This is a genomic window from Streptomyces sp. NPDC048270 (assembly GCF_040652335.1).
In the GTDB taxonomy this organism is placed as follows: domain Bacteria; phylum Actinomycetota; class Actinomycetes; order Streptomycetales; family Streptomycetaceae; genus Streptomyces.
In genome coordinates this window covers 90,309-115,073 of sequence record NZ_JBEZLV010000015.1, presented here as the reverse complement: position 1 = coordinate 115,073, position 24,765 = coordinate 90,309, and the positions used below count along the sequence as shown (strand labels likewise).

18 protein-coding genes are annotated in these 24,765 nt (G+C 72.5%); 3 read left to right on the top strand and 15 right to left on the bottom strand.

Annotation, left to right across the window (positions count from 1 at the left end; translation table 11 throughout):
• Positions 1-153 precede the first annotated feature (153 nt).
• The 7 genes from AB0D66_RS16095 to AB0D66_RS16065 form a co-directional block, all read right to left on the bottom strand.
• Positions 154-1,455: a site-2 protease family protein gene (locus AB0D66_RS16095; protein ID WP_362302719.1), complete on the bottom strand. Its 1,302-nt coding sequence runs from the start codon at positions 1,453-1,455 to the stop codon at positions 154-156.
• Positions 1,452-2,714: a 1-deoxy-D-xylulose-5-phosphate reductoisomerase gene (gene dxr, locus AB0D66_RS16090; RefSeq protein WP_362302716.1), complete on the bottom strand. Its 1,263-nt coding sequence runs from the start codon at positions 2,712-2,714 to the stop codon at positions 1,452-1,454. Before dxr ends, AB0D66_RS16095 begins: the two co-directional genes overlap by 4 nt.
• A 12-nt stretch (positions 2,715-2,726) precedes the next feature.
• Complete coding sequence (locus AB0D66_RS16085; protein WP_362302713.1) at positions 2,727-4,031, bottom strand: hypothetical protein; 1,305 nt, start codon at positions 4,029-4,031, stop codon at positions 2,727-2,729.
• Between the two features lie 93 nt (positions 4,032-4,124).
• Positions 4,125-6,068 carry an acyl-CoA dehydrogenase family protein gene (locus tag AB0D66_RS16080; protein WP_362302710.1) on the bottom strand — a complete coding sequence of 648 codons (1,944 nt, stop codon included), beginning with the start codon at positions 6,066-6,068 and terminating at the stop codon, positions 4,125-4,127.
• A 154-nt stretch (positions 6,069-6,222) separates the two neighbouring features.
• Complete coding sequence (locus AB0D66_RS16075) at positions 6,223-7,668, bottom strand: aldehyde dehydrogenase family protein (RefSeq protein WP_362302707.1); 1,446 nt, start codon at positions 7,666-7,668, stop codon at positions 6,223-6,225.
• Positions 7,669-7,800: 132 nt separating this feature from the next.
• On the bottom strand, positions 7,801-9,381 hold the full coding sequence (locus AB0D66_RS16070) for a PucR family transcriptional regulator (RefSeq protein ID WP_362302704.1): 1,581 nt from the start codon (positions 9,379-9,381) through the stop codon (positions 7,801-7,803).
• 131 nt (positions 9,382-9,512) lie between these two features.
• On the bottom strand, positions 9,513-11,612 hold the full coding sequence (locus tag AB0D66_RS16065) for an ATP-binding protein (RefSeq protein ID WP_362302701.1): 2,100 nt from the start codon (positions 11,610-11,612) through the stop codon (positions 9,513-9,515).
• A 250-nt stretch (positions 11,613-11,862) separates the two neighbouring features.
• Between AB0D66_RS16065 and gabT the strand changes: the two genes are divergently transcribed.
• Positions 11,863-13,197, top strand: a complete 1,335-nt coding sequence (gabT, locus tag AB0D66_RS16060; RefSeq protein ID WP_362302699.1) for a 4-aminobutyrate--2-oxoglutarate transaminase — start codon at positions 11,863-11,865, stop codon at positions 13,195-13,197.
• A gap of 457 nt (positions 13,198-13,654) precedes the next feature.
• Positions 13,655-14,128, top strand: a complete 474-nt coding sequence (locus AB0D66_RS16055) for a phosphatase PAP2 family protein (protein ID WP_362302696.1) — start codon at positions 13,655-13,657, stop codon at positions 14,126-14,128.
• Here the strand turns inward: AB0D66_RS16055 and AB0D66_RS16050 are convergent.
• The 8 genes from AB0D66_RS16050 to AB0D66_RS16015 form a co-directional block, all read right to left on the bottom strand.
• Positions 14,094-15,899, bottom strand: a complete 1,806-nt coding sequence (locus AB0D66_RS16050; protein ID WP_362302693.1) for a glycoside hydrolase family 18 protein — start codon at positions 15,897-15,899, stop codon at positions 14,094-14,096. The genes AB0D66_RS16055 and AB0D66_RS16050 overlap by 35 nt on opposite strands.
• Before the next feature lie 97 nt (positions 15,900-15,996).
• The gene (locus AB0D66_RS16045; protein WP_362302690.1) at positions 15,997-16,485 is read right to left on the bottom strand and encodes a hypothetical protein; all 489 of its coding nucleotides are present in this window, start codon (positions 16,483-16,485) and stop codon (positions 15,997-15,999) included.
• A 185-nt stretch (positions 16,486-16,670) separates the two neighbouring features.
• Positions 16,671-18,089, bottom strand: a complete 1,419-nt coding sequence (locus tag AB0D66_RS16040; protein WP_362302687.1) for an FAD-dependent oxidoreductase — start codon at positions 18,087-18,089, stop codon at positions 16,671-16,673.
• 23 nt (positions 18,090-18,112) lie between these two features.
• Entirely contained in the window at positions 18,113-18,907 is a 795-nt protein-coding gene (locus AB0D66_RS16035) for an ABC transporter permease (protein ID WP_362302684.1), read from the bottom strand.
• Positions 18,907-19,845, bottom strand: coding sequence for an ABC transporter permease (locus AB0D66_RS16030; RefSeq protein ID WP_362302681.1), 939 nt, complete (start codon positions 19,843-19,845; stop codon positions 18,907-18,909). The genes AB0D66_RS16035 and AB0D66_RS16030 overlap by 1 nt, the downstream gene beginning before the upstream one ends.
• Complete coding sequence (locus AB0D66_RS16025; RefSeq protein WP_362302677.1) at positions 19,842-20,990, bottom strand: ABC transporter ATP-binding protein; 1,149 nt, start codon at positions 20,988-20,990, stop codon at positions 19,842-19,844. The genes AB0D66_RS16030 and AB0D66_RS16025 overlap by 4 nt, the downstream gene beginning before the upstream one ends.
• A gap of 127 nt (positions 20,991-21,117) precedes the next feature.
• Complete coding sequence (locus AB0D66_RS16020; protein ID WP_362302674.1) at positions 21,118-22,368, bottom strand: spermidine/putrescine ABC transporter substrate-binding protein; 1,251 nt, start codon at positions 22,366-22,368, stop codon at positions 21,118-21,120.
• 47 nt (positions 22,369-22,415) lie between these two features.
• Positions 22,416-23,930 (bottom strand): gamma-aminobutyraldehyde dehydrogenase, encoded by a 1,515-nt coding sequence (locus AB0D66_RS16015; RefSeq protein WP_362302832.1) that lies wholly within the window; start codon positions 23,928-23,930, stop codon positions 22,416-22,418.
• Between the two features lie 194 nt (positions 23,931-24,124).
• Here AB0D66_RS16015 and AB0D66_RS16010 point away from each other — a divergent pair, with 194 nt between their 5' ends.
• The gene (locus AB0D66_RS16010; RefSeq protein ID WP_362302671.1) at positions 24,125-24,679 is read left to right on the top strand and encodes an NADAR family protein; all 555 of its coding nucleotides are present in this window, start codon (positions 24,125-24,127) and stop codon (positions 24,677-24,679) included.
• Positions 24,680-24,765 lie beyond the last annotated feature (86 nt).

The following is a 24,765-nucleotide window of genomic DNA, read 5'->3' as shown; positions in this document are numbered from 1 at the left end:
GGATCAAGGTCCCGAAATCGACGGGCTCCAGGCTTCGAGATTACGCCAATCACGGTGCGCCCCTCGCATCCGAGGGGCCGCGCCACCCGAACGTAGGCAGCCGGGCACGATGCGTGCCCGGCTCCCGCGTGCGTCGTGTAGGACCCGCCGCGCTCAGGTGATCTTGATGGGGTTCACCACGTCCGCCACCATCACCAGCAGCGTGAAGCAGATGAACAGCCCGGCCACCACATAGGCGACCGGCATCAGCTTGGCCACGTCGAAGGGGCCGGGGTCCGGGCGCCGGAAGACCCGGGCCACGCCCCGCCGGACCGACTCCCACAGGGCTCCCGCGATGTGCCCGCCGTCGAGCGGGAGCAGCGGCAGCATGTTGAAGAGGAACAGCGAGAGGTTGAAGCCGGCCAGCAGGTTGAGGAAGAACACCAGCTGGTGCTGGGCGGGGATGTCGAGGGTGAAGATCTCACCGCTGACCCGCGCCGCGCCGACCACGCCCATGGGGCTGTCCTGCGCGCGCTCGGCGCCGTTGAAGGCCGCGTTCCACAGGTCCGGGACCTTGGACGGCAGGTCGATCAGCGACTGCACGCCGGCCGCCATCATCTCGCCCATGCGGTCGACGGACTGGCCGAAGGACTGCGGGACGTAGCCGGAGGCGGGGGCGAAGCCGAGGAAGCCGGCCGTGACGTACTGGTCCTTGACGTACCTGCCGTCGGCGTCGGTCTTGGCGACCTTGTTCTCGATCAGGTTCGCCGTGAGGCCGACCTTCTCGCCGGCCCGCTCCACGGTGATCGTGGCGGGGCCGACGGTGGCGCGGATGTCCTTCTGCAGGGCGGACCAGTCCTCGACCGGGCGGCCGTTGAAGGCGACGATCCTGTCGCCGGCCTTGAGGCCCGCCGCCTTGGCGGGGGCGGCCGGGTCGCCGGGGGCGCACTTGTCGCGCTTCTCGCTCTGCTGGATGACGCAGTCCGAGACGGTGGCGACCGTCGTGGTCTGCGTGTTCAGCCCGAAGGCCATCAGCGTGGTGAGGAAGATCGCCACGGCGAGCACGAGGTTCATGAACGGACCGGCGAACATCACGATCACGCGCTTCCACGGCTTGCGCGTGTAGAAGAGCCGGCTCTCGTCCCCGGGCTGCAGCTCCTCGTACGCGGCCGAGCGCGCGTCCTCGATCATCGACCGGAACGGCGAGGTCGAGCGGGCGGTGACCTTGCCGTCCTCACCGGGCGGGAACATCCCGATCATGCGGATGTAGCCGCCCATCGGGATGGCCTTGATCCCGTACTCGGTCTCGCCCTTCCTCCGCGACCAGAGGGTCGGGCCGAAGCCCACCATGTACTGCGGCACCCGGATGCCGAAGAGCTTGGCCGTGGAGAGGTGTCCGAGCTCGTGCCACGCGATCGAGACCAGCAGGCCGACCGCGAAGATCACCACCCCGAGCACCGTCATCAGCAGTGTCATGCGCTCGCCTCCACGGCGGCCCGCGCCGCCATCTCCCGCGCCCGGGACCGGGCCCAGGCCTCTGCTTCAAGGACGTCCTGCACGGTCAGGGAGGTTCCCGACCGCGGCGCCCCGTGCTCGTCGACCACGGCAGAGACGGTATCCATGATTGCCGTGAACGGCAGCCGACCTGCCAGGAACGCCTCGACGCACTCCTCGTTGGCCGCGTTGAACACGGCCGGGGCAGTGCCGCCGAGGGCGCCCACGTGCCGGGCCAGGCCGACCGCCGGGAAGGCCTCGGTGTCCAGCGGGAAGAACTCCCAGGTGGAGGCCGTGGTCCAGTCGAAGGCGGGGGCGGCGTCCGGGATCCGCTGGGGCCAGCCGAGGCCGATCGCGATGGGGCCGCGCATGTCCGGCGGGGTGGCCTGGGCGAGGGTGGAGCCGTCCGTGAACTCGACCATCGAGTGCACGTAGGACTGGGGGTGGACCACGACCTCGATGCGGTCGAAGGGGATGTCGTAGAGCAGGTGCGCCTCGATCACCTCGAGCCCCTTGTTGACGAGCGTGGCGCTGTTGACCGTGATCACCGGCCCCATGGCCCAGGTGGGGTGCGCGAGGGCGTCCTCGACGGTGACCCCGGCCAGCTCCGCGCGGGTGCGGCCGCGGAAGGGGCCGCCGGAGGCCGTGACGACGAGCTTGCGCACGTCGGCCCGGGTCCCGGCGGCGAGCGCCTGGAAGAGCGCCGCGTGCTCGGAGTCCACCGGGATGATCTGGCCGGGCCGCGCGAGGGCCTTCACCAGCGGGCCGCCGACGATCAGCGACTCCTTGTTGGCCAGCGCCAGGGTCCGGCCCGCCCGGAGTGCGGCGAGAGTGGGCGCGAGGCCGATGGAGCCGGTGATGCCGTTGAGGACGGTGTGGCACTCGGAGGCCGCAAGCTCGGCCGCCGCGTCCGGCCCGGCGAGGATCTCGGGCAGCGGCTCGGACGTGCCGTACCGGGCGCTCAACGCCTCTTTGAGGGCCGGCACGACGTCCTCGCGGGCCACGGCCACCGTCGTGACCCGCAGCTGCCGTGCCTGCTCGGCCAGCAGCTCGACCCGGCCGCCGGCGGCGGACAGCGCGGTCACCCGGAACCGGTCCGGGTTGCGCAGGGCCAGGTCGATGGCCTGGGTGCCGATGGAACCGGTGGACCCGAGGATGACGATGTCCCGGCGGCCGGCCGCGGGGTCGAAGAGGAGGTGCGGATCGGCGAGGGGGGCTGGGCGGTCGCTCATGCCCCCCATTGTTGCCGGAACTCAGGAGCGGCCCGACACGGAGCCCCCTTCCGTGACCCGCAGGAGGAGGTGCGGCAGCGTTCCGGCGAAGTCGGGGAGCGTGACGGCGACGCGCCACCAGGCGTCCGGATCGGCGCCGAGGGCCAGGGCGAACAGCCGGTCGGCCTCGGCCCGGGCGGCGAGCACCGGCGCGGCCCGGTCGTGGCGGTCGGGGTGGTCCACCTCGCCCAGCCAGTGGCCCTCGTCCAGGGCCCAGCAGGCGGGCGCCTTGTGGCGGATCACGTCCTCCCCGGTGAGCAGCCCGCGGGCCAGGCAGTCGCGCACCCAGCGGATGTCCTCCTCGACGGAGGGCATGGGCACGGCGAGGCTGGCCAGGGCCAGTTCGCGGTCCACGCCCCCGGCGGGCCCGGCGGCCTTGGGGGCCAGGGAGCGCACCGCGTCGGAGAGGCCGGGGACGTCCGGCCCGCCGTCGGGCTCCGGCAGGGTCCCGCGCACGATCCGGGCCACGAGGACCGGCAGGGTCCCGCGGAAGCCGGGGGCGCGGCGGAGCAGCTCCGACCAGAGCCGGGGGTCGTCCCGCAGCGGGCGCAGGGCCCGGGCGACGGCCGTGCGCATCCCGGTCCGCTCGGGCAGGGACCAGCGCAGGCCCCGGGTCGCGGGCAGGTCCGTGAGCAGCAGGGTGCGGTGCGCGGGGGCGATGTGGGCGACGAGCTCGTCGCAGGTGAGCAGCCCCATCCGGACGGCCCGGACGGCGGGCCGGTACCACCGGTGCGCCCGGGTGTCCTGGGGTCCCGCGTCGAGCAGTGCCCGGCAGGCCTCCGGGGGCAGTGCGCCGGCCAGCAGGAGGGCCTCGACCGCGCTGGGCGGCAGCGGGTCCCGGGCGTGCTCGTGCAGCACCGTCGCGGGGTCGAGGGGGGCGTGCGGCATCCGCAGCAGGGTGAGCGGGATCCGGGGCCGGCGGCCGTGCCGGCGCAGCAGCGCGACCAGCTCGCCGGTGGTGAACGGGCCGGGGCCGACGTCCGCCAGCAGTTCGGGCGAGGGCCCGGGGCGGGCCGCGTACCGCGCAGGGCCGGGCAGTCCGGGCAGGGGGCGTCCGACGACGTGCGGGTTGCGGGCGACGTACTGCCGGTCCTGCTCGGTGCCGTGGCGCAGCAGCAGGCTGACGGTCGAGGGCGACAGCCACGCGTCGCGGCACAGGTATTTGCGGGCCGGCGCGTCGAGCCGGCCGGTCAGGTCGGCGACGACATGGTCCGGTGCGTGGCGCAGCAGGTGCGCCACGCACCAGGCCAGCCGTCGGCTGGTGCGGTCTTCCTCGGCCGTCGGCATCGTTCTCTCCGCCCTGCCCGTGCTCGCACGTACGGCTGTCCGTACGTGCACTCATCCTCGTACGCCTGTCCGGCGTCCGGCGATGATCGCAGGTCAGCGGAGGGGACGGTGCACGTTTTGCTGCGTCGAGGGGCCGGGGGCGGCGTCCGCGATCCAGGGGCCGTCTCCGGAGGGGTCGATGATGCCGTCCTCCAGCCAGGTGTAGGTGCCGCTCAGCACCCCCGCGACGACCTTGCGGTCGAGGTCGTCGGTGTTGCTCCACAGCCGGCCGAAGAGCTCCTCGATCCGGATCCGGGACTGCCGGCAGAAGGCGTCGGCCAGCTGGTAGGCCTCCCGGCCGTGGTCGCCGGTGGCGCGCAGGTGCTCGGCACGGACGCAGGCCGCGCTCATCGCGAAGAGCTCGGCGCCGATGTCGACGATCCGGCCGAGGAAGCCCTGCTTGGTCTCCATGCGGCCCTGCCAGCGGGACATCGCGTAGAAGGTGGACCGGGCGAGCTTGCGGGCGGCGCGCTCGACGTAGCGCAGGTGGGTGGCGAGGTCCGGGTGGCCGGCGGGGTGGAAGGCGCGGTAGGTGCCGGGCACCTGGCCGGCGCCGGTGGCGAGTTTCGGCAGCCAGCGGGCGTAGAACCCGGCGGCGCGGGCGCCCGCCCTGGCCTTGTCGCCGAGGTCCTTGTCCGGGTCGATGAGGTCGCCGGCGACCGACAGGTGGGCGTCGACGGCCTCCCGGGCGATCAGCAGGTGCATGATCTCGGTCGAGCCCTCGAAGATCCGGTTGATGCGCAGGTCGCGGAGCATCTGCTCGGCGGGGACGGCGCGCTCGCCGCGGGCCGCGAGGGACTCGGCGGTCTCGAAGCCGCGGCCGCCGCGGATCTGGACCAGCTCGTCGGCCATCAGGCAGGCCATCTCCGAGCCGTAGAGCTTGGCGAGGGCGGCCTCGATGCGGATGTCGTTGCGGTCCTCGTCGGCCATCTGGGAGGCGAGGTCGACGACGGCCTCGAGGGCGAAGGTGGTGGCGGCGATGAAGGAGATCTTGGCGCCGACCGCCTCGTGCCGCGCGACCGGGCGGCCCCACTGCTCGCGTACGCCGGACCACTCGCGGGCGATCTTCAGGCACCACTTGCCGGCGCCGACGCACATGGCGGGCAGCGACAGCCGCCCGGTGTTGAGCGTGGTCAGGGCGATCTTGAGGCCGGAGCCCTCGGCTCCGATGCGCTGGCCGGCGGGGACCCGGACCTGGTGGAAGCGGGTGACGCCGTTCTCCAGGCCGCGCAGGCCCATGAAGGCGTTGCGGTGCTCGACGGTGATGCCCGGCGAGTCGGCCTCGACGACGAAGGCGGTGATCCCGCCGCGGTGGTTCTCGCTCCGGGGCACCCGGGCCATCACCACGAGCAGGTCCGCGACGACCCCGTTGGTGGTCCACAGCTTCACCCCGTCGAGGACGTACGCGTCCTCCCCGTCGGGGACCGCCGTGGTGGCCAGCCGCGCCGGGTCGGAGCCCACGTCCGGCTCGGTGAGCAGGAAGGCGCTGATGGCGGTGGTGGCGCAGCGCGGCAGGTAGGCGTCCTTCTGCTCCTGCGTGCCGAAGATCTTCAGCGGCTGGGGGACGCCGATGGACTGGTGGGCGGAGAGCAGGGCGCCGATGGCGGGGCTGACCGAGCCGACCAGGGCGAGCGCCTTGTTGTAGTAGACCTGGGTCAGGCCGAGGCCGCCGTACTTGGGGTCGATCTTCATGCCGAGGGCGCCGAGCTCCTTGAGCCCGCGCACGGTCTCGTCGGGGATCTTCGCCTCGCGCTCGATGCGGGCTCCGTCGATCTCGTTCTCGCAGAAGGTCCGCAGCCGGGCGAGGAAGGCCTCGCCGCGCCGGACGTCCTCGTCGGCGGGGAGCGGGTGCGGGTGGATCAGGTCGAGCCGCAGCCTGCCGAGGAAGAGCTCCTTGGCGAAGCTGGGCTTGCGCCAGTCCTGTTCCCGGGCCGCTTCCGCGACCTGCCGTGCCTCGCGCTCGGTCACCTTGGGCTGTACGGGCTGTGTTGCGGACATGAGGGGACTCACCTCGCCGCCGAGTCGGGGGGTTCACCGGATTACCGGCCGGTGCTACCTGGGAGTCGTACCCAATGTCGGCGCGAAGGAAAAGGGGGACGGCCGGAGCCCCCGCACAGTAGGCTCCGGCCGTCGGCTTTTTGGCGGTACGAGATCAGATGTCGAGGCCGGTCAGGACCAGGACTCGCTCGTACGTGTAGTCGTCCATCGCGTAGCGGACACCCTCGCGGCCGACACCCGACTGCTTGACGCCGCCGTAGGGCATCTGGTCGGCGCGGTAGGACGGCGCGTCGCCGACGACCACGCCGCCGACCTCGAGCTCGCGGTGGGCGCGGAAGGCGACCTGGATGTCGCGGGTGAAGACGCCGGTCTGCAGACCGAACTTGGAGTCGTTCACCGCGGCGAAGGCCTCGTCGGCGTTCTCCACGCGGGTCAGGGTCAGGACCGGTCCGAAGACCTCCTCGGTGGCGAGCTTGACGCCCGCCGGGACCTCCGCGAGCACGGTGGGCTCGTACGAGGCGCCCTCGCGCTTGCCGCCGGTGAGCAGCTTGGCGCCGGCGGACACGGCCTCGTCGACCCAGGTCTCGACGCGCCGGGCGGCGTCCTCGGAGACGAGGGGGCCGACGTCGGTGGCCGAGTCGGACGGGTCGCCGGTGACCTGGGCCTGTACCTTCGCGACGACCTTCTCGACGAGGCGGTCGTAGACGGAGGCGTCGGCGATCACGCGCTGCACGGAGATGCAGGACTGGCCGGCCTGGTAGTTCGAGAAGGTCGCGATGCGGGTCGCGGCCCAGTCGAGGTCGGCCTCGGCGGACCAGTCGGCGAGGACCACGGCCGCGGCGTTGCCGCCGAGCTCCAGCGTGCAGTGCTTGTGGGGCACCGACTGCTGGATGGCGTAGCCGACGGTGTCGGAGCCGGTGAAGGAGATGACGGGCAGGCGCTCGTCCTTGACCAGGGCGGGCATCTTCTCGTTCGCGACCGGCAGGACCGACCAGGAGCCGGCCGGGAGGTCGGTCTCGGCGAGCAGCTCACCGAGGATCAGCCCGGACAGCGGCGTGGCCGGCGCGGGCTTGAGGATGATCGGCGCGCCGACGGCGATGGCCGGGGCCACCTTGTGGGCGCACAGGTTCAGCGGGAAGTTGAAGGGCGCGATGCCGAGGACCGGGCCCTTGACGAAGCGGCGGGTCAGCGCGAGACGGCCGACGCCGCCGGCGTCGGTGTCGAGGCGCTGGGCCTCTCCGCCGTTGAAGCGGCGGGCCTCTTCGGCGGCGAAGCGGAAGACGGACACCGCACGGCCGACCTCACCGCGCGCCCACTTGATGGGCTTGCCGTTCTCGGCGGAGATCAGCTGGGCGATCTCCTCGGTGCGCTCGGCGAGCCGCTTGGACACGTGGTCCAGGGCGGCGGCACGCACGTGGGCGGGGGTCGCGGAGAACTCCGCCGTCACGGCGTACGCCGCGGCCACGGCCTCTTCGACCTGGGCGTCGGTGGGCACGCTGACCGTGCCGACCAGGCGTCCGTCCCACGGGGAGTGGACGTCGAAGCTGTCCTCGCCGGTGGCCAGGCGGCCGGCGAGCCAGAAGGCGTGGGTGGAAGTCATGCGAATCCCGGCCCTTCGAGTGTGCGGTGGGGGCTTGTCCCCTCCACCGTAGGACTCGGCGGGCCCCGCGTCGTTTAGCCGGGGTGGAGCGGCGGACGTCCCGGCTTCGCCGGTTTGTCACTGTCGGTCCGCTCAGGCGGGGTGCGGGGAGGACTTGAGGGCGAGCCACAGCTCCATCCGGACGTCCGGGTCGTCCAGGGAGCGGCCGAGGATCTCCTCGACCCGCTTCATCCGGTAGCGCAGGGTGTGGCGGTGCACGCCGAGGTCGGCCGCGGCCGCGTCCCACTGGCCGTGGCGGGAGAGCCAGGCCTGTAGCGAGGCCACCAGGTCGCCGCGCCCGGTCGCGTCGTGCTCCCGCAGCGCGCGCAGGGTGCCGTCCGCGAAGGCCCGTACGGCGTCGTCGGCCAGCAGGGGCAGGACCGACCCCGCCGCCATCTCCTCGTGCTCCACCATCGGCCTGCCCCGCCGCCGGGCCACGGCCAGGGCCTGGTCGGCCTGTTTCAGGGCCGCCGCGACGGTGGCGGGGCCGGCCGGCGCGGACAGGCCGACGACGAGTTCGTCGGGCTCGGGACCGGCGGCGTCCCGGCCGCGCCGCGCCTCCAGCGCCTCCGCGTGGTCCATGCACGCCTGTACGGCCGCTCCCCCGTCGGCGGCCAGGACCACGAGCCGGCCCGGCTCCGGGACCACCAGCAGCGGCTCCCCGGCGCGGGACGCGGCCGACTCCACCGTGTCGGCCAGCAGGGCCAGCCCCTCCGGCTGGGCCGTCCCCGGCAGCGCCGGCTCGGCCGTGATCAGTCGGAACGGCGCCTCCAGCAGGACCCCGTACAGGTCACCGGCGACGGCCCGCGCGTGCTCCGCCTCCCCGGCCAGCAGCATCCGCAGCACGGCGGCGCCCAGCCGGGACTCGGCGTCGTGCAGCGAACGGGAGCGCTCGGTGGTGAGGGTGAGCAGCGCGACCGCGGAGTGCACGGCGTAGCGCTCGGCCGTGCCCAGCGGGGCCCCGGTGCCGACGGCGAGGGCGCCGCGCGCGCGCCGCCCCGTGCCCAGCGACTGCAGTTCGACCCGGTCCTCCGAGCCGCCGACGACGGCGCTCGCCGGCGCGGGCCGCTCCCGCAGCCGCTCCACGTCCGGGGTGAGCCGGGCGGCGCGCCGGGCGGCCCAGTCGGGGGCGGCCGCGACGACCGAGCCCGAGGCGTCGTACAGCGCGGCCCAGCCGTGCACGTGCGCGGCCAGCTTCGCCAGCAGGTCGGCGGGCCCGTCGGCGGAGAGCGCGGCCCGCGTCAGCTCGCGCTGCGCCTCGAATCCCGCGGTGACGGCCCGGTACTGGTCGGCCGCGAGCGCCGCGGAGACGGCCTTGCTGATGGCGAGGAAGGGGGTCCGCCGCGGTACCTCCAGCAGCGGCATGTCCTCCGTGCGGGCGGCCTCGACCAGTGCTTCGGGGATCGCCTCGTAGTTGACGCCGACGGCGAAGCCGATGCCGACGACCCCTGCCGCGGCCAGCCGGCGTACGTAGGGGCCCATCTCCCGCGGGTCCTCCGCGTCCAGCTTCATCGCGGTGATCAGGAGCAGCTCCCCGCCCTCCATGTAGGGCACGGGGTCGGCGAGCTCGCTGACGTGGGCCCAGCGCACGGGGGTGTCGAGGCGGCCCTCCCCCGCCCGGACGCTGAGCTTGAGGGCCGAGTGCTGGACGAGCGAGGCGAGGGTGAGCGGCATCGGTTACCGGGGCCTTAGCGGGAGGGGACGGCGGAAGGGGTCCGGCGCAAAGCGCATCAGAGGGGCCGCACCCGTTTTCGCCGTGTCGTATGAACGGCTCCCCTCGATTCTGCCACCTCGTACGGTTCGGTTCAGTCCGTTCCGCCGAGCCGGACCAGCAGCGGAGCCGCCCGCTCCCCTTCGACGGAGGTCAGTGACAGCACCGCGTGCCCCGGCGGCACGGCGTGCGCGAGGTCCGAGGCGGACCACCGCTCGCGCTCCACCTGGCGCACGGTGACCGCGTCGGTGGTGACCGCCTTTCCGGTGACGAGCTTGCGGAAGGCGTGGATCAGGCGGGTCAGCGGCTGGTCGGCGAAGACCGTGCGGTGGGTGACGTCTCGGGTCTCCACCCATTCGGTGCCCCAGGCCTCGGCGAAGCGCTTGCCGTCCCAGGTGGTGACCCCGGAGAAGGCCATGCGGCAGCCGACCGAGCCGAGCAGCGGCGTCCGCAGCTCCTCCGGTACGTCGTCCAGCGTGCGCAGCGTGAGCAGGACTCCCGCGTTGGCCGAGCGCAGCCGCTGCACGCCCCGGACGCTCTGCGGGGTCAGGGTGTGCGAGGCGTCGTCGAAGGCGAGGAAGGCGAAGAGGGAGCGGTCGGTGCGGGCGGCCGCGGCGGCGTTGAACTGGGTGAGGAGCAGCCGGGCCAGCATCCGGGAGGCGTCGGCGTGGGCGCGCTCGGGCAGGTCGACGCGGACCCGGATCGGGTGCTCGAGGGTGCGCAGGGAGAAGGGCCGGTTCTGGCCGGTGGTGTCGAAGAAGGCGGCGAAGGCCGGCCGGTCGAGCAGCGCCACCCGGTCGGCGAGGGCCGGTCCCGGGTCGCCGGGGATCCGGTGCTGCCGCTCCCGGGCGTCGAGCTCGCGGAGCATCGCGTGCGCTCCGGCGCCGGCCAGCTCCCGGCGCAGCGCGCCGAAGGCGTCGGGCAGCGGGTCGAGCAGTTCGCGCAGCTCGGGCACCGCGGGGAAGCGGCCGTAGGCGGCCCGGAACGGGCCGAGGAGCTGGGCGAGCGCGGTCGCGGCCCGGCGCACCTCGATGCCGGGGACGTCGCCGACGAAGGCTTCGGCGAGGAGGGTGGCGGCCTCGTCGGGGTCGGTGGCGCCCCCGTAGAGGTCGAGGTCGTAGACGGACTCGGGGTCGCCGATGCGGACCACGACGTCGTAGGCGGCGTCCGGGCCGAGCTGGGAGCCGGCCGCGCCGACGGCGACGACGGCGGCCTGTCCGGCGAGCGCCTGGAGCGCGAGGGACTCCACGACGGGCCGGACCAGGCGCCGGGTCTTGCCGGACCCCGAGGGCCCGACGGCGAGCAGCGAGGTGCCCAGGACGGCGGGGTCCAGGGCGAGCGAGGTGCCGCGCCGGACGTAGGGGTTGCGCGGGCCGTCCTCGACGGTGCCGAGCCGCACCTGCCGGGCCAGCAGGTCGTGGCGGGCGGCGCGCACCGGCAGGTCCCGCGCCCCGGAGGGGTGCGCGCAGGCCCCCGCGCCCTTGTCGCGCACGGCCTCGGCGAAGGCCCGCAGCCGGGAGGGGTCGACCCGCACGGAGTCCCAGGCCCGCCGGATCCGGGTGTAGTCCACGTCGTTCATCCGCCCGGCCCCGGCCTCGCCCTCGAGCCGGTCCGCGGCCTCGCCCAGTCCGGCCGCCCGCAGCTGCGGCCAACGCGCGGGATCCTCCGGGCCGCCCGCCTCGGGGCGGACCGGGGCGGCCGGGTGCGCGGCGCGCGGGGGGCGGCCGGTGAGCAGGCGGCGGGCCAGCTCCGGCCAGCGGCCGAGCCGGCCGAAGCCGAAGAGCAGGATGCCGGCGACCACGGCGTACCAGATGTACGCGGCCACGACGGAGGGGAGCGTCCCGGCCCAGGAGTCGGGCGTGAACATGTAGAGCGGCCAGAGCCAGAAGCCGCCGAGGTAGCCGTTCCACAGCAGGGACCACAGGAGCAGGCCGGCCAGCAGGGCGATCAGGGCGCCGCTGACCAGTTGGCGGGTCGGGGTCTCCTCGGGCTCCTCGGCGGCCCGCGGCACGTGTCCGTACGACCAGACGCCGGGCCCGTCCGAGGCGCGCGGGACGCGCAGCCACTCCCCCAGCGAGGGCCCGCCCGCGGGCGCGTGGGCCGGCTTGGGCGGAAGGCCCGGCGGCGGGCCGGCCGGCCGGGGGATCTGCCCGGTACCGGGCGGGCGCGTCTCGTGCGTGCCGTCGGTGTCCATGAAACCCCTGCCCCCTGCCCGTTCCTGCGCTGCGCCGCTCAATGTAGTTGCCCGGCGGCGGCCGTGGGCCCGTACCCGCAGGGGGTTTCGCCGCGCGTCCGGCAAGATCCCTCCGGGGCCTTCCTATGGCCGTCACGGACAAGGACACGCGGGCACCACTCCCGAACGGAGCATGCCGTACCCCCGCCGCCGGGCCTAGCCTGCGGACAAAGACACAAGTGCGTCCGAAAACACCCCCCAGGAGCCCTCTATGACCGCTGTCCCGCAGGAGCGCCGCATCGTCACCGCGATCCCCGGCCCCAAGTCGCAGGAGCTGCAGGCCCGCCGCCTCGAGACGGTGGCCGGCGGCGTGGGCTCCGTGCTCCCCGTCTTCACGGCCCGCGCGGGCGGCGGCATCATCGAGGACGTCGACGGGAACCGCCTGATCGACTTCGGCTCCGGCATCGCCGTGACCTCGGTCGGCGCCTCCGCCGAGGCCGTCGTGCGCCGCGCCTCCGCGCAGCTCGCGGACTTCACCCACACCTGTTTCATGGTCACCCCCTACGAGGGCTACGTGGAGGTCTGCGAGGCCCTCGCCGAGCTGACCCCCGGCGACCACGCCAAGAAGTCGGCCCTGTTCAACTCGGGCGCCGAGGCCGTCGAGAACGCCGTCAAGATCGCCCGTTCGTACACCAAGCGCCAGGCCGTCGTCGTCTTCGACCACGGCTACCACGGCCGTACGAACCTCACGATGGCGCTGACCTCGAAGAACATGCCGTACAAGCAGGGCTTCGGTCCGTTCGCCCCCGAGGTCTACCGCGTGCCGGTCGCCTACGGCTACCGCTGGCCCACCGGCGCCGAGAACTGCGGCCCCGAGGCCGCCGCCCAGGCGATCGACCAGATCACCAAGCAGATCGGCGCCGACAACGTCGCCGCGATCATCATCGAGCCGGTGCTCGGCGAGGGCGGCTTCATCGAGCCGGCGAAGGGCTTCCTCCCGGCGATCGTGAAGTTCGCCAACGACAACGGCATCGTCTTCGTGGCCGACGAGATCCAGTCCGGCTTCTGCCGCACCGGCCAGTGGTTCGCGTGCGAGGACGAGGGCATCGTCCCGGACCTGATCACCACCGCCAAGGGCATCGCGGGCGGCCTGCCGCTCGCCGCCGTGACCGGTCGCGCCGAGATCATGGACTCCGCGCACGCGGGCGGCCTGGGCGGCACCTACGGCGGCAACCCGGTGGCCTGCGCCGGTGCGCTCGGCTCCATCGAGACCATGAAGGAGCTCGACCTCAACGCCGCGGCGAAGAAGATCGAGTCCGTCATGAAGGCCCGCCTGACGGCCATGCAGGAGAAGTACGAGATCATCGGCGACATCCGCGGCCGCGGCGCCATGATCGCGATCGAGCTGGTCAAGGACCCCGCGTCCAAGACCCCGTTCCCGGAGGCGGCCGGCGCGCTCGCCAAGGCCTGCCACGCCGAGGGCCTGCTCGTCCTCACCTGCGGCACCTACGGCAACGTGCTCCGCTTCCTCCCGCCGATCGTCATCGGCGAGGACCTGCTGAACGAGGGCCTGGACATCCTCGAGGCCGCGTTCGCGGGCATCTGAGCGAACGGCTAGAACACCCGAGCGCGGCGTCCGATTTCTACCACCGGTAACAGTCGGACGCTGTGAAGAACGTGTGGGGGGCCGATGGCGGGTGCGCGATCCTGCTGTCGGCCCCCCGCTCGCTGCCGTACGGTTTCTGCAGATGAGTGAGACACCCCGCTCCCGGGCAACCGAGGGCGATTCCGGTACCGGGCTTCCCCAGCGCCGTACTGGGCATGCGTTCGCGCACACTCCTCACCGATCGGACAGCCGACCGCCCCAAACCCCCCGGGGCGAGCGGCAACCCGATCCGGGCGGCCGTCCCGGAACCATCCCCCCTGTTCCGGGACGGCCGGCCATTCACCTCCTCGCCGCCGCGGTCTGCGGCCTCCTCTTCTTCCTGGCCACCTGGCAGGTCCTGGTCTCCGGCCCGCTGCTGGGGCCTGACCACGCGCTGAGCCGCGCCCTGGTCCGCTCCGTGCCGGACTCCGTCACCGAGCGCCTCTCGGACCTGGGCAACGTGCCGGTCGCCGTGCCCGTCCTCGTCCTGGCCGCGGCCTACGCCGCCTGGCGCGGCCGGCGCCTGGCGGCCGGGGCGGCGGCGCTGGCGATGGCCCTGGTGCCGGCCCTGGTCATCCCGTTCAAGCAGTGGACCGCCCGCCCGGGCCCGCTGGAGCCCTGGGCCGCCGGCTACTTCCCCTCGGGCCACACGGCGACCGCCGCCGTCGCGTACTTCGGCGCGGCCCTGCTCGTGCGCCCGTACACCCGCCGGGCATGGCCGACGGCCGCCGCCCTCGTCCTCACGGGGGCAACGGCCGTCGGGCTGGTCCTGCGGGGCTGGCACTGGCCGCTGGACGTGCTGGCCAGCCTGCTGATGTGCGCGCCCCTGCTGCTCGGCGTGCGGTGGGCCGCCCGGCTCAGCCCCCGAAGTACGCGTCGAAGTTCCGGCTGAACTCCCCTCCCCCGAAGCGGTCCCAGTTGATGGACCACGTCATCAGGCCGCGCAGCGCGGGCCAGGTCCCGTGGGTCTGGTAGCCGCCGCAGGAGGTCTTCTTCGTCAGGCAGTCCAGGGCCTTGTTCACCTCGGCGGGCGGGGTGTGGCCGTTGCCCGCGTTCGTCGTGGCCGGGAGGCCGATGGCCACCTGCTCGGGGCGCAGCGGCGGGAAGACGCGGGCGGTGTTCCCGGCGACCGGGAAGCCGGTGAGCAGCATGTCGGTCATGGCGATGTGGAAGTCCGCGCCGCCCATGGAGTGGTACTGGTTGTCCAGGCCCATGATCGGACCCGAGTTGTAGTCCTGGACGTGGAGCAGGGTGAGGTCGTCGCGCAGGGCGTGGATGACCGGCAGGTAGGCGCCGGCGCGCGGGTCCTGGCCGCCCCAGGGGCCGGAGCCGTAGAACTGGTAGCCGAGCTGGACGAAGAAGGTCTCGGGGGCCATGGTCAGGACGAAGTCCGGGCCGTACTTGGCCTTCAGGGTCTTCACGGCGGAGATCAGGTTGACGATGACCGGGGTGGTGGGGGCCCGGAAGTCGGTGTCCCCGGTGGCCAGCGACAGGGAGTGGCCCTCGAAGTCGATGTCGAGGCCGTCGAGGCCGTACTCGTCGATGATCCTGCCGACGGAGGAGACGAAGGTGTCGCGGGCGGCCGTGGTCGCGAGCTGCACCTGGCCGTTCTGGCCGCCGATCGAGATCAGCACCTTCTTGCCCGCGGCCTGCTTGGCCTTGATGGCCGCCTTGAACTCCGCGGGGCTCTCCACGTTCGGGCACTCGGCGACCGGGCAGAGCTGGAAGCGGATGTCGCCGGAGGTCACCGAAGTCGGTTCGCCGAAGGCGAGGTTGACCACGTCCCAGGAGGCGGGCACATCGGCCATCCGCACGTAGCCGGAGCCGTTGGCGAAGCTCGCGTGCAGGTAGCCGACCAACGCGTGCGCGGGAAGTCCGCCACCGCCGCCACCGCCGCCGCCCGTCGTGGTCACGGAGACGGGGGCGCTCTTGGGGGACTCGCCCGCCGCGTTCACCGCGCTGACCCGGAAGGTGTACGTCGTGGACGCGGCGAGGCCGGTCACGCTCGCCGCGGCGGAGGTGGCGGACTGGGGCGCGGCGCCGTCCCGGTGGACGGTGTAGGAGCTCGCTCCGGGCACCGCCGACCAGGACAGGGACACCGAGGTCGAGGAGGTGGCGCTCGCGCTCAGGCCGGTGGGGGCGGCCGGGGGCTGGGGCTGGCCGGGGCCGCCGGGGTCGGGGCCGACCAAGGTGAGGTCGTCGGTGAAGTGGGCGGGCTGGCCGTACCAGCCGTGGGTGTGGACCGTGACCGAGGTGGTCGACGGGCCGGTGCGGAAGCTGGTCGTCAGCTGCTTCCAGGCGCCCGGGGTCTGGGTCCAGGTGGACACGTCGGTGGTGCCGGTCCCGGTCGCGCCGAGGTACACGTAGGCGCCCTGCACCCAGGCGGTCAGCGTGTAGGTCGAGTCGGGCTTGACGGTGACGCTCTGGGCGCAGCGGGCGTTGTCCTGTCCGGCCGGGGTGGCCTTGAGGGCGGAACTGCCGCTGTGGGCGGGGGTGGTGACGACCGCTCCGCTGCCCGCCGAGCAGCTCCAGCCGTCGAGGCCGGCCTCGAAGCCGCCGTTGCGCACGAGATCGGCGTCGGCCGCGGCGGCCGGCGGGCCCGCGGCGAGGAAGCCGGCCGCCGCGAGGGCGGCGGCCGTGAGGAGGGACCAGGCTCTGCGCACAACTGCCTCCGGGTCATGGGGGGATGGAGGGGGTCTGCGGGCACCTCCCGGCGGCAGCCGGGGGCGGCGCTCAAGATGGTCCAGACCAATGGACTTGTCAAGGCCTCCCGCCCTCCTCCGCCGCCACGCGCGCGGCCGCCTCGTGCATGGCGAGCTCCAGCACGGCCGGATCGGTGAGGGTCCCCTCCCCGTCGGGGAGCACCAGCCAGCGCACCCCGCCCGTCGCCCGGCCGGGGTACGGGACCACGATCCAGGTCCCGCGGCCCGCTCCCCGCACGCCCGTGCCGACCCAGCGCGACGCCGTGCCGGGGGGCACGAAGAAGCCCAGCCGGCCGAACACCGTTCGGCTCCCCGACGTGGTGCCGAAATCACCGAGCACCGGGCCGGGCCGCTCCAGGAGCAGGTGCAGTACGTCGAGGGTGGCCTGCCCCAGCTCCCCGGGCAGGATCAGCACGTCCCAGCGCCGGCCGGCGGGCAGCAGGACCACCCCGAGGGGGTTGTGCTCCCACTCCCACCGGCTGGCGTCGGGATCCGGCGCCCCCGATACGAGCCATTCCACTGCCGCCTTGTCCACCGGGGTCGTCATCGCCCGGCCTCCGTTCGTCTCGTGCGGTGAAGGGTTCTCACCGGGAGAGAGCGCGGCCGGGCGCGGCTATGACGCGGGTTCCGTTACTCCATGGTGGTGAAGCGGGTCACACGGCCAACCGGCGTCGTGCGCCCGGGGCGTGCGCCGGGGGTGGGGCCGGGGACGCGGGCCGGTCACGCGGCGGGTCAGCTGTCGAAGCCGAGTCCCAGCCGGTCGAGGGTGCGCAGCCAGAGGTTGCGGTGCCCGCCGTGGCGGTCGGCGCGGGCCAGCGACCACTTGGTGAGGGTGATCCCGGTCCAGGCGAAGGGCTCGGGCGGGAACGGCATGGGCTTGGACTTCACCATCTCCAGCCGGGTGCGCTCGGTGGGCACCCCGTCGAGCAGGTCCAGCATCACGTCGGCGCCGAAGCGGGTGGCTCCCACCCCGAGCCCGGTGTACCCGGCCGCGTAGGCCACCTTCCCGGAGTGCGCGGTGCCGAAGAAGGCCGAGAAGCGCGAGCAGGTGTCGATCGCCCCGCCCCAGGCGTGGCTGAACCTGAGGCCCTCCAGCTGCGGGAAGGCGGTGAAGAAGTGCTCCGCGAGCTTCAGGTAGGTCTCGGGGCGGTGGTCGTACTCGGAGTCGAGCTTCCCGCGGTAGGGGTAGATCGCGTCGTATCCGCCCCACAGGATCCGGTGGTCCTTGGTGATCCGGAAGTAGTGGAACTGGTTGGCGCTGTCCCCGAGCCCCTGCCGGTTCTTCCAGCCGATGGCCGCGAGCTGGGCCTCGTCCAGCGGCTCGCTCATCAGCGCGTAGTCGTAGACGGGCACGGTGAACGGGCGGATGCGGCGCACCAGGGACGGGAAGATGTTGGTGCCCAGGGCCACCCGGCGCGCCAAGATCGTGCCGTACGGGGTCTGGACGGTCATCCCCCGGCCCGCCGGGGCCATCTTCAGGCCGCGGGTGTTCTCGTAGATCCGCACCCCGAGGTCCAGACAGGCCTGCTTGAGGCCCCATGCCAGCTTCGCCGGGTTGAGCATGGCGACGCCGTCGCGGTCCCAGAGCCCCGCGAGGAAGGTCGGGGAGTCGACCTCGGCGCGCAGCGCCTCTGCGTCGAGCCATTCGGTGCGGCCCGCGAGGCCGAGCCGCTGGGCCTCGTCGTGCAGTTCCCGCAGCTCCTCGACCTGGTGGGGCTCGGTGGCGACGTCGATCTCGCCGGTGCGCTCGAAGTCGCAGTCGATGCCGTAGCGGGCGACGGCCTCCTCGATGGCGTCGAGGTTGCGGGCGCCCATCTCCTCCAGCTTGGCGAGCTCGCCGGGCCAGCGGGCCATCCCGTTGGCGAGTCCGTGGGTGAGCGAGGCGGCGCAGAATCCGCCGTTGCGGCCGGAGGCGGCCCAGCCCGCCTCCTTGCTCTCGATCAGCACCACGTCCCGGCCGGGGTCGCGCTCCTTGGCGAGCAGCGCGGTCCACAGTCCGCTGTAGCCGCCGCCGACGACCAGCAGGTCGCACCGCTCGTCGGTGGTGAGCGCCGGCTGGGCGGCGGGCTTGCCGGGGTCGTCCAGCCAGTACGAGACGGGCTTCGCTCCGGACAGGGATTTCGCAACACTACGCATGGCGACTGGGGCCATGGCTTCCAACTCCCTACAGGGGTCTACTTCGGTTGTGCCTTCTTGCGGCGGTTGCCGACCATCTGGCCGGCGAGGACCACCAGTACGGCGATGACGAACATCGCCGTGCCGATGACGTTGATCTGCACGGGCGTACCGCGCTGGGCCGATCCCCACACGAACATGGGGAAGGTGACGGTGTTGCCCGAGTTGAAGTTGGTGATGATGAAGTCGTCGAAGGAGAGCGCGAAGGAGAGCAGCGCTCCCGCCGCGATACCGGGTGCGGCGATCGGCAGGGTGACCCGTACGAAGGTCTGCACCGGGCCCGCGTAGAGGTCGCGGGCGGCCTCCTCCAGCCGCGGGTCCATGGACAGCACCCGCGCCTTGACGGCGGCGACGACGAAGCTGAGGCAGAACATGACGTGCGCGATCAGGATCGTCCAGAAGCCCAGCTGGATGCCCATGTTGAGGAAGAGGGCGAGCAGCGAGGCCGCCATCACGATCTCGGGCATGGCCATGGGCAGGAAGATCAGCGAGTTGACCGCGCCGCGCGCCCGGAAGCGGTAGCGGACGAGCGCGAAGGCGATCGCGGTGCCCAGGACGGTCGCGCCTATGGTGGCCCACAGGGCGATCTGGAGCGAGAGCGAGAGGGATCCGCACAGGTCGGCGACCCCGCAGGGGTCCTTCCACGCGTCGAGTGAGAACTCCTGCCAGGCGTAGTTGAACCGCCCGGTGGGGTTGTTGAAGGAGAACACGGTCACGACCACGTTCGGCAGGATCATGTAGGCGAGCGTGCCGAGACCGGCGATCACTACGAGATTGCGGCGAAGCCAACGCATCAGACCAGGTCCTCCGTCCCCGCTCGGCGGATGTAGATGGTGACCATGATCAGCACAATGGCCATGAGGATGAAGGACAGCGCGGCCGCCGTCGGATAGTCCAGGATCCGCAGGTACTGCGACTGGATGACGTTGCCGATCATCCGGGTGTCCGTGGAGCCGAGCAGCTCGGCGTTGACGTAGTCGCCGCTCGCCGGGATGAAGGTGAGCAGGGTTCCGGAGACCACGCCCGGCATGGACAGCGGGAAGGTCACCTTCCGGAAGACCGTCGCGGGGCGGGCGTACAGGTCCCCGGCCGCCTCGTGGAGGCGGGTGTCGATGCGCTCCAGCGAGGAGTACAGCGGCAGGATCATGAAGGGGAGGAAGTTGTACGTCAGACCGCAGACGACCGCGAGCGGGGTGGCCAGCACCCGGTCGCCCTGGGTGAGGCCGAGCCAGCTGGTGACGTCGAGGAAGCCGACGTTGTTGAGGACGGCGACCACCGGGCCGCCGTCGGCCAGGATCGTCTTCCAGGCGAGGGTGCGGATCAGGAAGCTGGTGAAGAAGGGCGCGATGACCAGCACCAGCAGCAGGTTGCGCCAGCGGCCCGCCTTGAAGGCGATCAGGTAGGCCAGCGGGTAGCCCAGGAGCAGGCACAGCGCGGTGGCGGTGCCGGCGTAGAGCAGGGAGCGCAGGAACTGCGGGTAGTACTCGGTGAAGGCGTCCCAGTAGGTCCGGAAGTGCCAGGTGACCTCGAAGCCCTCTTCGAGCGAGCCGGTCTGCACCGAGGTGGAGGCCTGGTAGACCATCGGCAGCACGAAGAAGACCAGCAGCCACAAGATGCCCGGGAGCAGCAGCCAGTACGGGATGAGCCGCTTGCGCAGGGACGCCTTGTGCACCGGGGGCTCGGCGGGGGCGGGCGCCTGGGGCGGCGCTGTCTCCACGGCGGGCCCGGTCACGCGGACTCCTCGACCGTCTCGATGCCCGCGTCGATGTCCTGGGCGGCGTCGAGGCCGAAGCTGTGCTCCGGGTTCCAGTGCAGGATCACCTCGGCGCCCGGGACGAGCCGGCCGTCCCGCTCGATGTTCTGGGCGTACACCTCCAGCTCGGGGCAGACCGGGCTGTCGATGACGTACTGGGTGGAGACGCCGATGAAGGAGGAGTCCGCGATCCGGCCGGGTACCTTGTTGCGGCCGGCCGCGATGGTGTGCTCCTCGTCGGCGTGCACCAGGGAGATCTTCTCCGGGCGCACGCCGACCAGCAGCTTGCCGCCGCCGCTGGGGGTGGTGGCGCAGCGCGCCGCGGGCAGCCGGAGCTTCGTACCGGCGGCGGAGACGACCACCTCGGAGCCGGCGGACTCCACCGAGGCCTCGATGAGGTTGGAGGTGCCGAGGAAGTTGGCGACGAAGGTCGTGCCCGGGTTCTCGTAGAGCTCGGCCGGGGCGCCCAGCTGCTCGACCCGCCCGCCGTTCATCACGGCGACGGTGTCGGCCATGGTCATGGCCTCCTCCTGGTCGTGCGTGACGTGCACGAAGGTGATGCCGACCTCGGTCTGGATGCGCTTGAGCTCCAGCTGCATCTGGCGGCGCAGCTTGAGGTCGAGGGCGCCGAGCGGCTCGTCGAGCAGGAGCACCTGGGGGTGGTTGATCAGGGCGCGGGCCACGGCGACGCGCTGCTGCTGGCCGCCGGAGAGCTGGTGCGGCTTGCGCTGGGCGAACTGGCCGAGCTGGACCAGCTCCAGCATGTCGTCGACCTGCTTCTTGACCGACTTGATGCCGCGGCGGCGCAGGCCGAAGGCGACGTTCTCGAAGATGTTCAGGTGCGGGAAGAGGGCGTAGCTCTGGAAGACGGTGTTGACCGGGCGCTTGTACGGCGGCAGGTGCGTGACCTCCCGGTCGCCGAGGCTGACGGTGCCGGTGGAGGGCTCCTCCAGGCCGGCGATCATGCGCAGGGTGGTGGTCTTCCCGCAGCCCGAGGCGCCGAGCAGGGCGAAGAAGGAGCCCTGGGGGATGGTGAGATCCAGCGGGTGCACAGCGGTGAAGGTGCCGTAGTGCTTGCTGATCCCGGCGAGGCGGACGTCGCCGCCCGCGGTCTTCTCAGTCATGGGTGGGTCCCGGGGTTGGGTGGGGGAAGGGTCAAGGGGGCTGGGCCGGGCGGAGCCGGCCGGGGGTGCGGCCGCCGGTGTCGTCCGGTGGGCGGCGCCCCGGTGCGCTGCGGCTCGCCGCGGGGCGTCAGGCTCCGATGAGCTTGGCGAACTTCTCCTCGTACGCCGTCTCTTCTTCGCTGGTCAGGGAGCGGAAGGCGTGGGCCTTGGCGGCCATGGCCTTGTCCGGGACGATCAGCGGGTTGTCCGCGAGTGCGGGGTCGATCTTGGCGAGTTCGTCCTTGACGCCCTCGACCGGGCAGACGTAGCTGATGAACGCGGCCAGCTGGGCGGCGACCGGGGGCTCGTAGTAGTAGTCGATGAGCTTCTCCGCGTTGGCCTTGTGCCGGGCCTTGGCGGGGACCAGCAGGTTGTCGCTGGAGGTGATGTAGCCGGGGGCGGGGATGGCGTACTGGATGTCCGGGTTGCCCGCCTGGAGCTGGATGACGTCGCCCGCCCAGGCCAGACAGGCGGCGAGGTCGCCCTTGTCGAGGTCGGCGGTGTAGTCGTTGCCCGTGAAGCGGCGGATCTGGTGGGAGTCCACGCCCTTCTGCAGGCGGCCGATCGCGCCGTCGAAGTCGGCGGTGGTGAAGTTCGCCGGGTTCTTGCCCTGGTCGAGCAGGGTCATGCCCACGCTGTCGCGCATCTCGGTGAGGAAGCCGACCCGGCCCTTGAGGGTGGGGTCGTCCAGCATCTGGGTGACGGAGTCGACCTTCTTCCCGTCCGTGGCCTTGGTGTTGTAGGCGATGACCGTGTCGATGCCGGTCCACGGGTAGCTGTAGGCGCGGCCCGGGTCCCAGTCGGGGGTGCGGAACTGCGGGATCAGGTTGGCGTAGGCGTGCGGCAGCTGGGAGGGGTCCAGCTTCTGCGCCCACCCGAGGCGGATGATGCGCGCGGCCAGCCAGTCGGTGACGACGATCAGGTCGCGGCCGGTGTCCTGGCCGGCGGCGAGCTGGGGGCGGATCTTGCCGAAGAACTCGACGTTGTCGTTGATGTCCTCGGTGTACTTGACCTCGATCCCGGTCCGCTGGGTGAACTCCTCCAGGGTGGGCCGGGTCTTCTCGTCGTCACTGGTGTCCATGTACTCGGTCCAGTTGGAGAAGTTGATCTCCTTCTCCTGTGCCGAGTGGTCGTCGGAGGCCACCGCCGCGTCGCCCTCGCGCTTGGCGGGCGGGATCCCGCACCCGGCGAGGGCGGACAGGCCGCCGAGGGTGAGCGCTCCGACTCCGGAGGCGCGCAGCAGCGAGCGGCGGGTGAGGGCGCCGCGCCCGCTGGTGAGGCTGCGCCGCATCGCGGCGAGTTGCGCCGCCGAGAGGCGGTCGGGCTCGAACTGCTCCATGCGCTGTGCCCTTTCGGGAGGTGTACCGCTGGTCGGGCGGCGAGTTCTTATCGGTCCCCGAAGATCGTGCGGTGCCAGTCCTTCTCGGCCACCGCGGTGTTGTCGTACATCACGTGCTTCACCTGCGTGTACTCCTCGAAGGAGTAGGCCGACATGTCCTTTCCGAAGCCGCTGGCCTTGTAGCCGCCGTGGGGCATCTCGCTGATGATCGGGATGTGGTCGTTGACCCAGACGCAGCCCGCCTTGATCTCGCGGGTGGCACGGTTGGCGCGGTAGACGTCGCGGCTCCAGGCGGAGGCGGCGAGTCCGTACGGGGTGTCGTTGGCCAGCGCGATGCCCTCGTCGTCGGTGTCGAAGGGCAGGACCACGAGGACCGGGCCGAAGATCTCGGACTGGACCACCTCGCTGTCCTGGGCGGCTCCGGCGATGAGGGTGGGCCGGTAGTACGCGCCCGCGGCGAGCTCGCCCCCCGGGATCTCGCCGCCCGTGACGACGGTGGCGTAGCCGCGGGCCCGCTCGACGAAGGCGGCGACCCGGTCGCGCTGGGCGTGGGAGACCAGCGGGCCGAGGTCGGTGCCGGACGCGAAGGGGTCGCCCAGCCGGACGGTGTCCATCAGCTCCGCGACGCGGGCGGTGAAGGCGTCGTGGAGGGGGCGCTGGACGTAGGCGCGGGTGGCGGCCGTGCAGTCCTGGCCGGTGTTGATGAGGGAGGCGGCGACGGCGCCGTGCGCGGCGGCCTCCAGGTCGGCGTCGTCGAAGACCAGGAAGGGCGCCTTGCCGCCGAGCTCCAGGTGGAGCCGCTTGACGGTGGCGGTGGCGATCTCGGCGACGCGCCGGCCGACGGCGGTGGAGCCGGTGAAGGAGGTCATCACCACGTCGGGGTGGCCGACCAGGTGCTCGCCGGCCTCGCGTCCCGCGCCGGTGACGATGTTGATCACTCCGTCGGGCAGGCCCGCCTCCTTGGCGGCCTGCGCGAACATCAGGGAGGTCAGCGGGGTGAGCTCGGCAGGCTTGAGGACGATCGTGTTGCCGGCGGCGATGGCCGGGAGGATCTTCCACGCGGCCATCTGGAGCGGATAGTTCCAGGGGGCGATGGAGCCGACCACGCCGATGGCCTCGCGGCGCACGTAGGAGGTGTGGTCGCCGGAGTACTCGGCGGCCGCCTGCCCCTGGAGGTGGCGCGCGGCCCCGGCGAAGAAGGCGGTGTTGTCGATGGTCCCCGGGACGTCGAACTCCGTGGACAGCTTGATCGGCTTGCCGCACTGGAGGGACTCGGCGTACGCGAAGTCCTCGGCCTGCTCGGCCAGTACGGCGGCCAGCCGGTGCAGGGCGTCCGACCGCTCGCCGGGGGTGGCGGCCGACCAGCCCGGGAAGGCCCTCTTGGCGGCGGCGACGGCCTCGTCCACGTCCGCCGTGCTCGCGAGCTCGTAGGTGAGGACCTCGTCCCCGGTGGCCGGGTCGACCACGGTGTGTGACCGGCCCGAGGTGCCGGACCTGAGCTGTCCGTCGATGTACTGCGCGCCGTCCGCGAAGCGGTCCTTGACCTGGAAGCGGTTGCCCATCACGCTCTCACGCTCTCCGTAGCTACAGTTCGAGCTACAGCTCGAATTGAGTGCCGATCCTGGCAGAGGAGAGTCCCCTGTCCAAGTGATTCCGTTGTTGCCTTTTGATTACGCGACGGATTCGGTCGACCAAGTGTCGAGGCGCGCCCGAAATCCCGTACGAGTTGTCCGTGGCGACTGCCAGACTCGCGTGCATGGAGATGATCGACAATCTGATCAAGCAGGTCAGCCGTGGTGAGCGCGTGAAGTACCTGCCCTTCTGGGGGCACCGGCCGAGGCCCGACGGAAGCCTGGGCCCGAGCTGCCTGAGCCAGTGGTGGCCGGCCGAGTTCACTGTGGGTGACGTCCGCTATGCGACCGCCGAGCACTGGATGATGGCCGGGAAGGCCCGCCTCTTCGAGGACGCCGAGGCGGAGCGGGCGGCCCTCGCGGCCCGCACCCCGGCCGAGGCGAAGAAGGCCGGACGGCTCGTGCGCGGCTTCGACGACGCCGTGTGGCAGCGGGAGCGGTTCGCCCTGGTCGTGGAGGGCAGCGTCCACAAGTTCGACTCCGACCCCGCGCTGCGCTCGTACCTGCTGTCCACCGGGGACCGGGTCCTGGTGGAGGCGAGTCCCCTGGACCGCATCTGGGGCATCGGCCTGGCGGCAGACGACGAGCGCGCCCTGGACCCGGCCCGCTGGCAGGGCCTGAACCTGCTGGGCTTCGCCCTGATGGAAGCCCGGGAACGGCTGCGGCAGGCCGATCGGTAATTGCGTGGCGCGCCCCGGGACCGCCGCCTAACGTGATCCTCGTCCAGGTGCGCAGGCGAGACATACTTCCACTGTTAATGGGGCGG

Coding starts and splice junctions, on each gene's coding strand:
- AB0D66_RS16095 (WP_362302719.1), bottom strand. CDS start 1,455: ATGACACTGCTGATGACGGTGCTCGGGGTGGTGATCTTCGCGGTCGGC.
- dxr (WP_362302716.1), bottom strand. CDS start 2,714: ATGGGGGGCATGAGCGACCGCCCAGCCCCCCTCGCCGATCCGCACCTC.
- AB0D66_RS16085 (WP_362302713.1), bottom strand. CDS start 4,031: ATGCCGACGGCCGAGGAAGACCGCACCAGCCGACGGCTGGCCTGGTGC.
- AB0D66_RS16080 (WP_362302710.1), bottom strand. CDS start 6,068: ATGTCCGCAACACAGCCCGTACAGCCCAAGGTGACCGAGCGCGAGGCA.
- AB0D66_RS16075 (WP_362302707.1), bottom strand. CDS start 7,668: ATGACTTCCACCCACGCCTTCTGGCTCGCCGGCCGCCTGGCCACCGGC.
- AB0D66_RS16070 (WP_362302704.1), bottom strand. CDS start 9,381: ATGCCGCTCACCCTCGCCTCGCTCGTCCAGCACTCGGCCCTCAAGCTC.
- AB0D66_RS16065 (WP_362302701.1), bottom strand. CDS start 11,612: ATGGACACCGACGGCACGCACGAGACGCGCCCGCCCGGTACCGGGCAG.
- gabT (WP_362302699.1), top strand. CDS start 11,863: ATGACCGCTGTCCCGCAGGAGCGCCGCATCGTCACCGCGATCCCCGGC.
- AB0D66_RS16045 (WP_362302690.1), bottom strand. CDS start 16,485: ATGACGACCCCGGTGGACAAGGCGGCAGTGGAATGGCTCGTATCGGGG.
- AB0D66_RS16040 (WP_362302687.1), bottom strand. CDS start 18,089: ATGGCCCCAGTCGCCATGCGTAGTGTTGCGAAATCCCTGTCCGGAGCG.
- AB0D66_RS16035 (WP_362302684.1), bottom strand. CDS start 18,907: ATGCGTTGGCTTCGCCGCAATCTCGTAGTGATCGCCGGTCTCGGCACG.
- AB0D66_RS16025 (WP_362302677.1), bottom strand. CDS start 20,990: ATGACTGAGAAGACCGCGGGCGGCGACGTCCGCCTCGCCGGGATCAGC.
- AB0D66_RS16020 (WP_362302674.1), bottom strand. CDS start 22,368: ATGGAGCAGTTCGAGCCCGACCGCCTCTCGGCGGCGCAACTCGCCGCG.
- AB0D66_RS16015 (WP_362302832.1), bottom strand. CDS start 23,930: ATGGGCAACCGCTTCCAGGTCAAGGACCGCTTCGCGGACGGCGCGCAG.
- AB0D66_RS16010 (WP_362302671.1), top strand. CDS start 24,125: ATGGAGATGATCGACAATCTGATCAAGCAGGTCAGCCGTGGTGAGCGC.